Source organism: Cellulomonas sp. (assembly GCF_035634735.1).
Taxonomy (GTDB): domain Bacteria; phylum Actinomycetota; class Actinomycetes; order Actinomycetales; family Cellulomonadaceae; genus Cellulomonas.
In genome coordinates, this window is record NZ_DASQCJ010000053.1 from 1 (window position 1) to 14,521 (window position 14,521).

At 76.6% G+C, this 14,521-nt stretch carries 13 protein-coding genes; 7 read left to right on the top strand and 6 right to left on the bottom strand.

Translation table 11 applies throughout. The features are described from left to right. On the top strand, positions 1–634 hold a 634-nt coding region (locus VER05_RS05030; protein ID WP_324844300.1), incomplete at its 5' end, for an NAD(P)-dependent oxidoreductase. Between the two features lie 139 nt (positions 635–773). On the opposite strand, the gene VER05_RS05035 is transcribed toward VER05_RS05030, so the two are convergent. After that, entirely contained in the window at positions 774–2,732 is a 1,959-nt protein-coding gene (locus VER05_RS05035; RefSeq protein ID WP_324844301.1) for a M48 family metallopeptidase, read from the bottom strand. Positions 2,733–2,827: 95 nt separating this feature from the next. Here VER05_RS05035 and VER05_RS05040 point away from each other — a divergent pair, with 95 nt between their 5' ends. Then, positions 2,828–3,310, top strand: coding sequence for an NUDIX hydrolase (locus VER05_RS05040; protein ID WP_324844302.1), 483 nt, complete (start codon positions 2,828–2,830; stop codon positions 3,308–3,310). An 81-nt stretch (positions 3,311–3,391) separates the two neighbouring features. Here VER05_RS05040 and VER05_RS05045 read toward each other — a convergent pair whose 3' ends face one another. Both VER05_RS05045 and VER05_RS05050 read right to left on the bottom strand, forming a co-directional pair. Beyond that, the gene (locus tag VER05_RS05045; protein WP_324844303.1) at positions 3,392–4,384 is read right to left on the bottom strand and encodes a glycosyltransferase family 2 protein; all 993 of its coding nucleotides are present in this window, start codon (positions 4,382–4,384) and stop codon (positions 3,392–3,394) included. A gap of 81 nt (positions 4,385–4,465) precedes the next feature. Then, entirely contained in the window at positions 4,466–5,491 is a 1,026-nt protein-coding gene (locus VER05_RS05050; RefSeq protein WP_324844304.1) for a GGDEF domain-containing protein, read from the bottom strand. Positions 5,492–5,560: 69 nt separating this feature from the next. On the opposite strand from VER05_RS05050, the gene VER05_RS05055 reads away from it, so the two are divergent. The 4 genes from VER05_RS05055 to VER05_RS05070 all read left to right on the top strand — a co-directional run bounded on the left by VER05_RS05055 (position 5,561) and on the right by VER05_RS05070 (position 8,872). Next, positions 5,561–6,565 carry a DMT family transporter gene (locus VER05_RS05055; protein ID WP_324844305.1) on the top strand — a complete coding sequence of 335 codons (1,005 nt, stop codon included), beginning with the start codon at positions 5,561–5,563 and terminating at the stop codon, positions 6,563–6,565. Further along, positions 6,525–7,091: a GNAT family N-acetyltransferase gene (locus VER05_RS05060; RefSeq protein WP_324844312.1), complete on the top strand. Its 567-nt coding sequence runs from the start codon at positions 6,525–6,527 to the stop codon at positions 7,089–7,091. The genes VER05_RS05055 and VER05_RS05060 overlap by 41 nt, the downstream gene beginning before the upstream one ends. A gap of 124 nt (positions 7,092–7,215) precedes the next feature. Further along, positions 7,216–7,854, top strand: coding sequence for a hypothetical protein (locus VER05_RS05065; protein ID WP_324844306.1), 639 nt, complete (start codon positions 7,216–7,218; stop codon positions 7,852–7,854). A gap of 106 nt (positions 7,855–7,960) precedes the next feature. Beyond that, a complete protein-coding gene (locus VER05_RS05070; RefSeq protein WP_324844307.1) occupies positions 7,961–8,872 on the top strand; it encodes a VOC family protein in 912 nt (303 codons plus the stop codon). Between the two features lie 122 nt (positions 8,873–8,994). Here VER05_RS05070 and VER05_RS05075 read toward each other — a convergent pair whose 3' ends face one another. Then, positions 8,995–10,050, bottom strand: coding sequence for a glutathione S-transferase family protein (locus VER05_RS05075; protein ID WP_324844308.1), 1,056 nt, complete (start codon positions 10,048–10,050; stop codon positions 8,995–8,997). Positions 10,051–10,178: 128 nt separating this feature from the next. Here VER05_RS05075 and VER05_RS05080 point away from each other — a divergent pair, with 128 nt between their 5' ends. Continuing rightward, positions 10,179–12,089, top strand: a complete 1,911-nt coding sequence (locus tag VER05_RS05080; RefSeq protein WP_324844309.1) for a hypothetical protein — start codon at positions 10,179–10,181, stop codon at positions 12,087–12,089. 43 nt (positions 12,090–12,132) lie between these two features. On the opposite strand, the gene VER05_RS05085 is transcribed toward VER05_RS05080, so the two are convergent. Both VER05_RS05085 and VER05_RS05090 read right to left on the bottom strand, forming a co-directional pair. Then, positions 12,133–13,332 (bottom strand): hydroxymethylglutaryl-CoA synthase, encoded by a 1,200-nt coding sequence (locus tag VER05_RS05085; protein ID WP_324844310.1) that lies wholly within the window; start codon positions 13,330–13,332, stop codon positions 12,133–12,135. 230 nt (positions 13,333–13,562) lie between these two features. Further along, positions 13,563–14,521, bottom strand: a 959-nt coding sequence (locus VER05_RS05090) for a hydroxymethylglutaryl-CoA reductase (RefSeq protein WP_324844311.1), incomplete at its 5' end; no start/stop codon positions are given.

The window sequence follows — 14,521 nt, forward strand, 5'->3', positions numbered from 1 at the left end:
CATCCCGCAGCCCGGCATGGAGTCCCCGCCCGACACCTTCAACCGCAACATGGCCGCGAACGCCAACGTCTTCCTGGCCGCCCAACGGCTCGGGCTCCGCAAGGTCGCGTGGGCGTCCAGCGAGACGACGCTCGGCCTGCCGTTCGACGTGCCGCCCCGGTACGCGCCGGTCGACGAGGCGCACTTCCCGCACCCGACCACGCCGTACGCGCTCTCGAAGGTGCTGAGCGAGGACCTCGCCGCCCAGGTGTCCGCGTGGTCGGGCATCCCGTTCGTCGGGCTGCGGCTGTCGAACGTGTTCCCGCAGGAGGCGTACGCGGCGGTGCCGTCGTTCCAGGACGACCCGGCGGCGCGCCGGTGGAACCTCTGGGGCTACATCGACGCGCGGGACGCGGCGACGGCGTTCCGGCTGGCGCTCGAGGTGGAGACGACCGGCTCGCAGAACGTCATCATCGCGGCGGCCGACACGATCATGGACACCCCGTCCGCCGACCTGCTGGCCGCGGAGTTCCCCGGCGTCCCGGTGCGCAAGGAGCTCGGGACGCACGAGACGCTGCTGGCGATCGACGGGGCGCGGGCGCTGCTCGGGTTCGAGCCGCAGCACTCCTGGCGCGACGAGGTGCCGCGGGGCTGAGCCGCGCGGAGCGCGGGGGTCACGGTCGCCGAGATAGGACCTGCGCGCCGAGATAGGGCGGTCGACGGTCCTATCTCGGCGGGACGGTCCTATCTCGGCGCGGGCGGGCGCGCGCGCAGGTCGGGCGACGGCGCGGGGGTCAGGCGCGGGCGGGGGTCCTCGCGGCGGTGCGGCGCAGGCTCAGGACCATCGTGGCGAGCACGGCCTCGGAGTTGTCCGCGAGCTTGTCCGCGCCGTACCGGCCCTTCAGCCGCACGGTGCCGCCCCGCTTGAGCACGAGCGTCGCGCGCAGCGGGACCTTGCCGCGGACCTTCGCCGTCGCGACCTCCTCGAACGGCAGGTAGCGGTACCGCGCGGCGAGCTCGCCGACGGACGCGCCCTCGACGAGCGCGACGAGCCGCTTGCGGCCCGACCCCCGCCGCGGCGCGGGGACGAGGACCAGGCCCTCGTCGAGCACGAGGACGTCGTGCCGGGCGCCGTCGACCGACACCGACGCGACGCCGGCCAGCAGGGACGCCCCGAGGGCGTCGGCCTGCGCGGACTCCTGGCCGGCCCGGTCGGCGTCGACCCGGAGGGCGACCAGGTGGCGCCGCGCGTCCGCGACCGTGCGCGGGTCGGCGGCGAGGACGGCGAGCGGCTGCGGGTCGATCGGCTCGCCGGCCGCGTCGACGAGCCGCGGGCCGCCGACCCAGGGCTGCTCCCAGCGGGCGATGCCGGCCTGGACGGCCGCGGAGCACACGACGACCTGGAGCGCGTCGACGAGCGTGCTGGCGTCGTGCTCCGCGTCGGCACCGGTGCCCGCACCGTCCCCCGCGGCGCTCGGGGCGAGGGGTCGCCCGCCCGGGTCCTGGGCTGCGGGACCCGCCGGCGCGGGGGCGGGCGCCAGGCCCAGCTCCAGCGCCAGCTCCGGCCCGCGCCCCTGCGCCACGAGCCCCAGCACGGTCGCGAGCGTCGCCCGCGGCAGCCCCGCGAGCCGCGCCGCCGCGCGGTACACCCCGTCGGCGAGGCGCTGCCGGTTCCGCGTGGTGGCCGCGGTGCCGAGCGCGGGCCAGTCGAGCCGCGTCCGGCCCTCGAACCGCAGCGCGCCCTCGGCGACCATCGCGGCCGCGTCGGGGAAGCCCGGGACCAGCAGGGTGGCGCGCCGGGTGTCCCGGGCCCGGTGGGCGTCGGGCATGCGGTCCATCGCGGCGACGCGGGCGGCGTGCGACGGGTGGCTGTCCCACCGGGACTGCGTGGCGTCGGGGTCCCGGCGGCGCAGGTCGGCGAGCTCGTCCGCGCGGGCACCGAGCAGCGCGTCGAAGCCGCCGAAGAACGCCGGCGCGGCGGGGGCCAGGCCGACCTCGAAGGCCGGCGCGACGTACACCCCGGTGTAGTGCGCCCAGGCCGCCGAGACGACCTCGACCTCGCGCAGGGCCTGCTGGGCGACCGCGCGGCCCGCCACGGCGACGCTGATCTCGTCGGCCTCGAGCTCCTGGCGGCGGCTGACCGCGGCGGACACCAGCATGTACAGCCAGGCGTAGCCCATGAGCAGCCAGCCGACGACCGAGCCCGCGGTGGCCTGCACGGTCGCCATGACGACGGCGCGCCCGCGGTAGGCGAGCGGGCCCAGCCGGGTGTGGTTCCGCGAGTAGTGGCCGAGCTCGTGGGCGAGCACGGAGCGCAGCATCGCGACGTCGAGCCCCTGCATCAGCGGCACCCCGAGGTACATCCGGCGCCGGCCGCCGACGAGGCCGAGCAGCCGGGCCTCCTCGGACACGGCCGCGTTCACCTCGGGCACCAGGCGGATCTCGTCGGGCGCGCGGGTGTGCGCCGCGGCGGCGAGCTCGCGCACGACGGTCCACAGCTCGGGGGCGGACCGCGGCGGCACCTCGACGCCGTGCAGCGGGGCGGCCTTCGCGCGGGCGACCTTCCACAGCGCGGAGACGATCCCGAAGGCGAGCACGAGCGCGAAGATCGCGAGGTAGCCCGCGCCCCGGACGTGGTCGGTGCTGAACGCCAGCACGCTCAGCCAGCCGAGGAGGACCGCCAGGCCGACGGCGACGACGTAGAAGCCGGCCAGCATGACCAGGGACAGGGCGGCGCGCAGGGTGGTGACCATCGGCGCCGGACGCTAGCACCGGGTCGGGCGGGCGCGCCCGGCGAGACCGGCACGACCACCCGGGTGGCGGCCCCGGACCGCCTAGCATCGGGGGCGTGCCGACCCCCGACTTCGTCCTCGACCTGCGCGCCCGCATCGGGCACGACCTGCTCTGGCTGCCGGGGGTGAGCGCCGTCGTGGTGCGGCCCGGGGCCGACGGCCGCGAGGAGGTGCTGCTGGTCCGCCGGGCGGACGACGGGGCCTGGACGCCGGTCACCGGGATCATCGACCCGGGGGAGGAGCCGGCGGTCGCGGGCGCCCGCGAGGTGCTCGAGGAGGCCGAGGTGGTGGCCGTCGCCGAGCGGCTGACGTGGGTGCACACCCTGCCGCCCATGCAGTACGCCAACGGCGACCGGTCGCAGTACCTCGACCTCACGTTCCGGTTCCGCTGGGTGTCGGGCGAGCCCGGCCCCGGCGACGGGGAGAACACCGACGCGCGGTGGTTCCCGGTGGACGCGATGCCGGCGATGGCGGACGAGATGGTGGCGCGGGTCGCGTCCGCCCTGGCGCCGGAGGGCCCGACCCGCTTCGCCGCCTGACACCGGGCGGTTCCGGGTCCCCACCCGGTTCTCGCGCGGGCACCGCCTCGATCGGGTGACCGCGCGAGGAGCGGGCGGCGATCAGGACGGGGCCCGCCGGCGGGTCGTCCGGCGCAGGGCCAGCAGCTCCCGGTGGAACGCGACCCGGCGGCGCAGGCGGAGCGCCTCCTCGTCGACGGCGGCCCGCGCGCCGGCCGCACCGGCCGCACCGCCCCCGCCGGCCGCGCGCGCCGCGCCCGCGAGCGCCCCGCGCAGCCGCCGCCCCGTCAGCAGCCCCCACGTCGCCACGAGCTTCGCCGCCGACTCCGCCGCGGCGGGCCGCTTCCCGAGCAGGTGGTGCGCGAGGTACGCCTCGCCCCGCCCGCGCCCGGTGGCCTGCCGCGCGAGCCGGGCCGGGTCGAGCCGCCCGGGCTCGGGGTGGTGCTCCACGGTCGCGCCGGCGACGGCGGCCTGCCGGAAGCCCGCGGCCAGCACGTCGAGCCGGAACACGGTGTCCTCGGCGCCGGGGTACCGGGCGGTGCCCAGCGACTCGTCGAACGGCACGGCGTCCAGCACCGCCCGGGTGGTGCCGATGCTCGCCGCGGCGAACTCCCGGCCGACGGCGGGGGGCTCGGGGACGACGGCGAAGTAGGCGGACGCGAGCGCGGGGCTGAGCCAGGGGCGGCGCAGGTGCGGGGCGAGGGCGACGCCCCCGCCGACCAGGTCGGCCTCCCCGCGGCGCAGCGGCTCGGCCATCCGGCGGACCCAGTGCGGCGGCACGTGCACGTCGTCGTCGGTGAACAGCACGACCGGCGCGGCCGCCGCCGCGACGCCGGCGTTGCGCGCCCGGGCGATGCCGGGGCGCGGCTCGGCGACCACCCGCAGCCGCGGGTCCCGCCGCGCGGCGTCGGCGAGCACGGCGGGGGTCGCGTCGGTCGAGCCGTTGTCGACGACCACGATCTCCGCCGGCAGGTCGGCGCGCCCGGCCTCGTCGAGGGCCGCCCCGAGGTGGTCGAGGGTGGCGCGCAGCCGCGCCGCGCCGTCGCGGGTGCAGACGACGACGGTCACCTCGGGCGTGCCCGGTCCGGCCCCCATGCGCGCGCTCCGCTCGGTCGGTGCCTCGGGCGGTCGCTCCCCCCGGTGCAGTATGCGACCGGCGGGCCGGGCGGCGGAAGGTCAGCGGCCCTGGTGGGGGAGCGGGTCGGGGTGCGGACCCGGGTGCGCGCCGGGGTCCGCGCCCGGCGCCGGCGCCGCGGGCAGCCGCCCCGCGCGGCGATCCCGCTTGGCCCCGTACAGCGCCACGTCGGCACGGGCGAGCAGGTCGCGCACGCTGTCGTCGGGCCGGGCGTCGGCGATCCCGGCGCTCCACGGCGTGCCGCAGCGGGTGCGCGCGTCGGCGACCCAGCGCCGCGCCGCCGCGGCGTCGCGGCCCGGCAGCACGACCACGAACTCGTCGCCGCCCACCCGGCCGACCACCGCGCGGCCCGCCGCCGGGTCGCGCCAGGAGGCCACGAGCTCGACCAGCACGTCGTCGCCCGCGAGGTGGCCGCGGGTGTCGTTCACGGCCTTGAAGTCGTCGACGTCGGCCGACACCACGGCGAGCGGCGCGCCCGTCCGCCGGGCCTCGTCCAGCCGGGTCGCCAGGCGCTCGAGCACGGCGGCCCGGGTCAGCGCGCCCGTCAGGTCGTCGGTGGTCGCGTGCCGGCGGAGCCAGTGCGTCACGTGGCCGAGGAGCGACGTGCTCGCGACCGTCATGATGACGACGACCAGCCAGGTCAGCGCGTGGAACGGCGCGGGTGCGAGCACCATGCCGGCGGTCACGGCCCCGATCGCCTCCGCGACGAGCAGCGCGGCGACCCGGGTCCGGAAAGCGTACGCGGCGTACTGCGCCGCGGTCATCACGCCGATCGACAGCACGACCAGCCCCTCGGCGGTCCGGCAGGACGCGAGCAGCACGCCGGCGCCGAGCAGGCCCACCGCCAGCGCGCCCGGCATCGTCCAGCGCCGGGCGGGCAGCACGAGCACGCCGGCCGCCAGCGCCCCGAACAGCCCCGCGGCGGCGAACCACAGCCCGACGGGCGACTCCGGGCTCAGCGGGAACAGCCCGCCGCCGAGCACCAGCACCGCCATCAGGCCCAGGGCGCAGGCCAGGTGGCCCCGGGTCGCGTAGAGCCGGGGCGTCCGCGCGTCGGACCTGCCCATGCGGAGGGTGTCGGCACGGGGCCGCCCCGGGATGACATCCGGGGCGGGTGAGCCGCGTATCCTCCGCGGGTGCCCCTGCCCGCCCGGACCGGACCCGTCGCCGCCCTCGTCGGGGCCGCGCTGTTCTGGGCCGGCAATTACGTGCTGGGCGCGGTCGCCGTGCGGGAGATGAGCCCCGTGAGCCTCACCGCCCTGCGCTGGGCGCTCGCGGCCGTTCCGCTCGCGGTGATCGCGCAGGTCGTGGAGCGGCCGGACTGGCGCGCGGTGCTCCGGACCTGGCCGCGGCAGGTCGTCCTCGCGCTGCTCGGCATGGTCGGGTACGCGCTGTTCGTCTACACCGCCCTGCAGCACACCTCGTCCGTGAACGCCTCGCTGGTGAACGCCCTCAACCCCGCGCTGATCGCGCTGCTCGGCGCCGCGGTGGCGCGCCGGGCGCCGTCCGGGCGGGCCGTCGCCGGGATGCTCGTCGGCCTGCTCGGGGTCCTGGTGGTGCTCACCGGCGGCCGGCTCGCGGCGCTGACCTCGCTCGAGCTCAACGTCGGCGACGTGCTCATGGTCGGGGCGATCGTCGTGTGGAGCGTGTACACGATCGGCGGGCGCGGGCTGGCGGGGGTCCCGCCGATCGCGTCCACCGCGGCGCAGGCCGCGATCGCCGCCGTCGTCATGGCCCCGTTCGCGGCGACGGGGCACGTGCACTGGCCGTCGAGCCGGGACGCCACGGTGGCGCTGGTCGTGATCGCCGTGCTGCCGTCGGTCGGGTCGTACCTGCTGTGGAACCTGGCGCTGCGCCGCGTGCCGCCCGCGGAGGCCGGGGCGTACCTGAACCTCATCACGGTGTTCACGGTGCTGATCAGCGCGGCCACCGGGTACGCGCTCGGGGCGGCGCAGGTCGTCGGGGGCGTGCTGGTGCTGGGCGGGGTGCTGCTGGTCCGGGACCGGCCCCCGCGCGCGGGGTCTCCCGCCGCGTCGGACCCCGCCGGTAGGGTCGCTGGCCATGCGGGTGAGACCCTTCGCGACGTGCGACCTGCCGGGGATGTACCGCGTGTGCCTGCTGACGGGCGACGCGGGGACTGACGCCACGCCCGTGTACCGGGACCCCGACCTGCTCGGGCACGTGTACGCCGGGCCGTACCCGGTGGCCGACCCGACGCTGACCTGGGTGGTGACCGACGACGACGGCGTCGCCGGCTACGTGGTCGGCACCGCGGACTCCCAGGCGTTCGCGCGCTGGCAGGAGGAGGCGTGGTGGCCTGCGCTGCGCGAGCGGTACCCGCGCCGCCCCGAGGTCGCCGGCTACCGGGACCACGAGCTGCTCGGCACCGTGCACGACGGCGCGCGGTACGACACCGCGGTGACCGACCGGTACCCGGCGCACCTGCACATCGACCTGCTGCCGCGCGCCCAGGGCCGGGGGCTCGGCCGCACGCTGATCGAGACGCTGGCCGGGGCGCTGCGCGAGCGCGGCGTGCCCGGGCTGCACCTCGGGGTGGCGGAGCAGAACGCCGGGGCGATCGCGTTCTACGGCCGGGTCGGGTTCCGGCAGGTCGAGGCGCACGCGTGGGGCCGGACGCTCGGGATGGACCTGGGCGCCGCGGCCTGACGCCGGGCGGCCCGACGCCGGGCGGCCCGACGTCCGCCGCCCGGGCGCACCCGTCGCGTACCGTGACCCGCAGCGGACCAGCGGCGGGGCCCCCGCCGCACCGGACCGGCGCGAGGAGGGCGTGGTGAGCGACACCGGGTACGGCGACTTCGAGTTCGAGCGCCGGTTCTTCGTGCGGACGCCGCCGATGGAGCTGCTGTCCGAGCCCGACCCGGTGCTCATCGTGCAGTCCTACTTCCTCGCGCAGGACGGCTACGCGCTGCGGCTCCGGGTGCAGGCGTCCGGGCTGCGGCTGCCGCTGGGCCCCGACGCCGACCCGCTGGACGTGCTGGACGAGGTCGGCGACCGGTTCGAGTTCTGCGCGGTCACGCTCAAGGGCCCGATGAACGTCGGCACCCGGTACGAGGCGGAGCGGGAGATCGACGTCGTGGTCGGCACCGAGATGATCCGCCGCGGCGGGCACCGGATCGTGAAGAACCGGTACTCCGTGTGGCTCGGCGCCGACGGCTGGGTGGTGGACGTGTTCGGCGGGCCGAACGCGCCGCTGGTCGTCGCCGAGTGCGAGCGCGCCGGACCCGTGACCGACCTGCAGATCCCGGCGTTCTGCGAGTCCGAGGTCACCGACGACGCCCGGTTCGCGAACGACGGCCTGGCCCGGGTGCCGTACCGGGAGTGGGCGGGGGACTACGAGGCGGAGCTGCGCGAGCGCGGCCCGCGGTTCCTCACCGACTTCGGCCGCAACGACCTGCAGCGCCGGGGCTGACGGCGCGGGTCCAGGGCACGGCGGGCGGGCGGCCGTGCGGCTCGCGCGCGCCCGGACGCCGACGCGTGTCTCGACAACCGTTGAAGCCTCAACTATCGTTCTCCGCATGACCACCGCCGACCCGCGCCCCGCCCTCGACCGCCTCGCCGCCGACACCGCCATGGGCCCCGTGACCCTGCTGGTCGGCGACCTCGACCTGCAGCTGCGGTACTACCGCGACGTGCTCGGCCTGCAGGTCGTCGAGCGCCCGGACGAGCGGATCGAGGGCGTCGGCCGCCCCGACGTCGTCGTGCTCGGGCGGGGGACGCAGCCGCTCGTGGTGCTGCGGCACACGCCGGACCTGCCGCCGACCAGCCGCGGCCAGGCCGGCCTGTTCCACACCGCGATCCTGTTCGACACCCAGGAGGCGCTGGCCGCGACGCTCGCGTCGGTGGCCGCCCGCGCGCCGCAGACCTTCGTGGGCAGCGCGGACCACCTCGTGTCCGAGGCGTTCTACCTCACCGACCCGGAGGGCAACGGCGTCGAGCTGTACTGGGACCGGTCGCGTGACCTGTGGGGCTACGACGAGCACGGGCGGGTGCTGATGGACTCGCTGCGGCTCGACCCGAACGCGTTCATCCAGGGACACGTCACCGACGCGGCGCTCGCGGCGCCCGCGGGTAAGCCGGTCGTCGGGCACGTGCACCTGCAGGTCGGCGACGTCGCCGGGGCGCGGGCGTTCTACGTCGACGCGCTGGGCTTCGACGTGATGGCCGAGTGGCACGGCGCGCTGTTCGTGTCGGCCGGCGGGTACCACCACCACATGGCGATGAACACCTGGAACTCGGCCGGGGCCGGCCCGCGGGCGAGCAGCCTGGGCCTGGGCGAGGTCACGCTGGTGGTGCCCGGGACGGACGACGTGGGCGCCCTGCGCGAGCGCCTGGCGTCGCACGGCGTCCCGGTGCGCGACGACGGCGCGACGGTCACGTTCGACGACCCGTGGCGCAACGTGGTGCGGGTGCGGCCCGCCGCGGCGTAGTCACCGGCGCGGGGGCGCACCGGCCCGCCGCCGGTCGCCCGCGAGGTCGTCACAACCGCGCGAGGTCGTCACTCGTTTCCGACGACCTCGCCGCGTTGTGACGACCTCGCGGTCGTGCGGCGTCAGCCCGCCATCGCCTCCGCGGTGTGGGCGGGGTCGACCTGCTCGCCCTCGCGGACCGGGCCGGGCGGGGTGCCGTCGCCGAAGGGGCGGCCGCCCAGGGCCTCGCGGCCGTGCGGCGTCAGCCAGCCGCGCAGGTCCGGGCCGGCCGGGACGATCTGCGTCGGGTTGATGTCCTCGTGGACGACGTAGTAGTGCCGCTTGATGTGGTCGAAGTCGATGGTGTCGCCGAACCCCGGGGTCTGGAACAGGTCCCGCGCGTACGCCCAGAGCACCGGCATCTCGGTCAGCTTCGAGCGGTTGCACTTGAAGTGCCCGTGGTAGACCGCGTCGAACCGGACCAGCGTGGTGAACAGCCGGACGTCCGCCTCGGTGATCGTGTCGCCGACCAGGTAGCGCTGGGTCGACAGCCGCTCGGACAGCCAGTCGAGGCGCGAGAACAGCCGCCGGTACGCGCGCTCGTAGGCCGCCTGCGAGCCGGCGAACCCGCACCGGTACACGCCGTTGTTGACGTCGGTGAACACCGCGCGGGCCACCTGGTCGATCTCGTCCCGCAGGTGCTCGGGGTACAGGTCGGGCGCGCCCGCGCGGTGGTGGGCCGTCCACTCGGTCGACAGGTCGAGCGTCAGCTGCGCGTAGTCGTTCGTGACCACCGCCCCGGTCGGGACGTCGACGATCGCCGGGACCGTGATGCCCTTCGGGTAGTCCGGGAACCGCCGGAAGTACGCGTCCTGGATGCGCGGGATGCCGAGCACGGGGTCGACGCCGCCCGGGTCGAGGTCGAACGTCCACGAGCGCGCGTCGTGCGTCGGCCCGCACACGCCCAGGGAGATCGCGTCCTCGAGGCCCAGGAGCCGGCGGACGATGATCGCGCGGTTCGCCCACGGGCACGCCCGCGACACCACGAGCCGGTACCGCCCGGCCTCGACCGGGTAGCCGTCCCGGCCGTCGGCGGTGATCCGCGTGGTGATGTAGCTCTGGTCGCGGACGAACTCCTCGCCGCTGGTGACGTACGCGCCGGCGGTGCTGAACTCCTGCTGCGTGGGCTCGGGGGTCATGCCCCGATCATCCCCGACCGGGCGCGCCCCCGCCGCCCCGGCCGGCCGCTGCGTGGTCCCGGCCTCGCCGGGCGTCGGCGGCGGTGCCTACAGTGGCGGGGTCCCCGTGTCCCCGCCCCCGGAGAGCCGTGCCTGCCGCAGCCGCCCGCCCGACCCGTCCGACCCGACCGCTCCCGTCCCGCGCGGGCCGCCCGCTCCGCGCCGCCACCGCCCTCGCCGCGGCCCTCGGCCTGCTGGCCGCCTGCACCGGCGGGGCGGACGACGGGGCCACCCCGGACCCGACGCCGTCCGCCGTGACGCTGCGGTCCGCCGTGACGCTGCCGGACGCGCCGACGACGGTCGTGCCCGACGGCACCGCCGCCGGCACCGCCCTCGCCGTGAGCGCCGCGCTGTTCGCCGAGGCCCCCGTCGCGGTGCTGGTCGCGGACGAGGACCCCGCCGTCGTGGCGCCCGCGGCGACCGCGGCCGTCGCGCTCGGCTCGCCGGTGCTGGTCGCGGGCGCCGGCGTCGCCGACGAGCTCGAGCGCCTCGGCACCACCGACGTGGTCGTCGTCGACGACGACCCGGACGGGCGGGCGGCGCTGACCGCGGACCTGCCGGACGGGCTGCGGACGTACGGGGTCGACGCCGCGGCGCCGGCGCTCGCGGACCTGGGGCTGGCCGTGGGGGAGGAGCGGCAGGTCGACGCCGCCGGGCTCGTCGCGGCCGTCGCGGGGCTGGCCGGCCCGGAGCCGGCGCTGCTGGTGGGACCCGGGGCCGCGGTCGCGCAGGACGGGGACGACGCCGGCGCCTCGCCGAGCGGGGCACCGAGCACGCCGCCGGCCGCGACAGCGGCGGGACGCCCGACCGCGCTGCCGTCGCGCGACGCCCGGGGCACGTCCGCCACCGCGTCCGGGGAGGCGACCCGCGCCGCGGGTGACGCGTCGACCCCGGGGCGGCCCGACGTGCTCGGCCTGCCCACCACCACCATCGAGCCCCCGGCCGCGCCCGACGCCGCCGCGCTCCTGGTCGACACGCACGCCGCCCCCGCGGGCACCGCGGTCGCCGCCGCCACGGCCCGGGCCGCCGGCCTGCCCGTGGTCGACGTCCCCGGCGCGGACCCGCGCGCCACCTCCGCCGCCGTGCAGGCGCTGACCGGCGTCGCGACGGTCGTCGCGGTCGGCTCGTCGTTCGGCGACGCCGCCCGGCTCGGCCCGCGCGTCGCCAGCGCCTCGACCGGCGTCGAGCTGCCCGGCGGCGGCCAGCTGGTGTTCCCGGACCCGGCGTCGGCGCCCGGCGTCGACGGCAAGCGGTACGTCGCGCTGTACGGCACGCCCGGCACCCCGGCGCTCGGCGTGCTGGGGGAGCAGGACGTGCCGGCGACCATCGCCCGCGCCGCGCAGACCGCCGAGCCGTACCGGGGGCTCACCGCCGACACCGTGGTGCCGACGCTCGAGATCATCGCGACCATCGCGTCGTCCGGGCCCGAGGCGGACGGCTCCTACTCGCGCCCGCGCTCGGTCGACGAGCTGCGCCCGCTGGTCGAGGCGGCCCAGGCCGCGGGGCAGGCCGTCGTCATCGACCTGCAGCCCGGCCGCACCGACTTCCTGACCCAGGCGCAGCAGTACGCCGAGCTGCTGGCGTACCCGCACGTCGGCCTCGCGCTCGACCCGGAGTGGCGGCTCGCGCCCGACCAGGTGCACCTGCGGCAGATCGGCTCGGTGGGCATCGACGAGGTCAACGCCACCGCCGACTGGCTGGCGACCTTCACCCGCGACCGGCAGCTGCCGCAGAAGATGTTCCTGCTGCACCAGTTCTCGCTGCGGATGATCACCGACCGCGAGCGGCTGCACACCGGTCACGACGAGCTGGCGATGATCATCCACGCCGACGGCCAGGGCTCCCAGCCCGCCAAGGCCGGCACCTGGACGGCGCTGCACCAGGGCGCGCCGGACGTGCACTGGGGCTGGAAGAACTTCTACGACGAGGACACGCCGATGCTGGACCCGGCGCAGACCTACGCGGTGCAGCCGGTGCCGGACCTGGTGACGTACCAGTAGCCGGCGGCGCCGCCCCGCGCGGGGCGGCGCCGCCGCGGCGCGGTCAGGCGACTGCGGTCGCCGCGGCCTCGGTGCGCTCGTACAGCCGCTGGTGCCCGGTGATGGCCGCGAGCCGGAACGGGCCGCGGGTCAGGTGCTCGACGTCGTGGTCGCCGCCGTCGACCGGGTTCACCGGCGCGACGATCCGCAGGTACTCGGCGTGCGACACCTCGTCGCGCTCGTCGAGCAGCCGGCGGTGCGCGGCGGCACGCAGGTGCGCGCGGTAGCCGGGCTGGACGACGCCGGTGAAGAACTCGCCGACCGCGCCGGAGCCGTAGGAGAAGAACCCGATGCGGGAGCCGCCCAGGTCGTCGGCCGCGTGGTCGAGCAGCGACGCCAGGCCGATGTACATCGACGCGGTGTAGGAGTTCCCGATCTCGCGGTTGTACCGGAGGGTGTCGGCGATCTGCGCGTCCATCACCTCGGCGTCGCGCGGGGCGCCCGCCAGGCGGGTCAGGTGCGCGTGCGCCTTGACGGCCATCTTGGTGAACGGCTGGTGGTAGACGAACGCGTCGATCTCGCCGAACTCGGCGCCGCCCTGGGCGCGGAAGTCCTGCCAGGCGCCGGTGAGGGAGTCGGTGTACGCGCGCAGCGACAGCCGGCCGTCGACGACCGCGGTCGTCCGGTAGTTGGGCCGCCAGAAGTCCATGATGTCGGTGGTGTGCAGGCCGGACACCGGCTCGATCGCCACCAGGCGCGGGTTCGCGGTGACCAGCATCGCGACGGCGCCGCAGCCCTGGGTCGGCTCGCCGGAGGACCCGACGTCGTACCGGGCCACGTCGGAGCAGATCACCAGCACCTTCTGCTCCGGGTTCCGGGCGACGAGCGCCAGCGCCATCTGCAGCGCGGAGGTGCCGGAGTAGCAGGCCTGCTTGAGCTCCACGACGCGCGCGGCCGGGTTGAGGCCGAGCAGCCGGTGCACGTAGACGCCGGCCGACTTCGACTGGTCGATGCCGCTCTCGGTCGCGAGCAGGACGGTGCGGATCGCGGCCCGCTCGTCCTCGGGCAGGTCCTCCACGAGCGGCAGCGCGGCCGCGGCGGCGAGCGTCACGACGTCCTCGTCGGGGGCGCACACGCTCATCCGGTCCTGGCCGAGGCCCACCGTGTACTTCGCCGGCTCGACGCCGTGCACGGGCGCCAGGTTCGCCAGGTCGAGGTACCGGCCCGCGGTCGCGAAGGCCAGGTCGTCGATGCCGAGCTGCATGTCGGGGTGGGATCCTCTCCGGCTGGGCGTCGTCCGCGGGGGTGACCCGCGTCGCGACGGGCCCGGCGGTGCGGCCCGCCGTCGTCGGCGGTCACGCTGGGCCCGGACGACTGTAGCCCCGCGTGCGAGCACCGACCAGCGAGCGTCGGGACTCTTCACCTGCTCCTCACGGAACGCCGACGGCGCCCGGATTCATCCCGTTCGTGAACGTGGTCACGATCACGGGCGGCTCAGCCCTTCGCCGGCGCGCCCCGCTCGAGCGTGAGGTGCGCGGCCATGAGCTCGCCCGGGTTGGTCTGCGCCGCCAGGAGCGACAGCTCGCCGCACAGCACCGTCGCCGCGCAGAGCACCGCGAGCCGGCGGGCGTTGTCGCCGGGCTCGCGCTCCTCGCGGCAGCCGAGCCGGACCAGGTTCTCCTCGACGAACCCGAGCCCCTTGCCGTTGCCGACGGTGCCGACGATCAGGTTCGGCAGCGTGCAGGAGAAGTAGAGGTCGCCGTCGCGGACCTCGGCGTGCGTCAGGCCCTGCGAGCCCTCGACGATGTTGGCCGCGTCCTGGCCGGTGGCCAGGTAGAACGCCAGCAGCATGTTCGCGTAGTGCGCGTTCGCCGACCGCAGGCCGCCCGCCAGCATCGTGCCGATCAGGTTCTTGCGGATGTTGAGCTGCACGACCGCCTCGGGCGTGGTGTGCAGGAACCGCTCGACGTGCCGGCGGGGGAGCACGATCTCGGTGACGACGTTCTTGCCGCGGCCGAGGATGCCGTTGACCGCGGTCGCCTTCTTGTCCGAGCAGAAGTTGCCGGAGATCGACCCGTACCGGACGCCCGGGACCGTCGCCAGCACGTGGTCCATCAGCTTGTCGGCTGCGTTGGTCACCATGTTGTGGCCGGAGGCGTCGCCGGTGGTGAGCTCGAACCGCACGAAGAGCAGGTTCGCGGCGATCTGCACGTGCAGGTCGATCAGCCGGGCGAACCGGCTGCTCGTCGCCACGACCGCGGCGAGCTCGTCCCGGCGCGCGGACAGGTGCTGCCAGGCGGCGAGCGCCGCCTCGGCGTCGTCGGCCTCCAGCAGCACCGAGCGGGACATCCGCTCGTCGACCAGGGTGGCCTTGATCCCGCCCTCGACCATCGTCGACAGCCGGGCGCCGCGGCGGACGGACGGCCACAGCGGCGACTCGTAGGTCGCCAGCG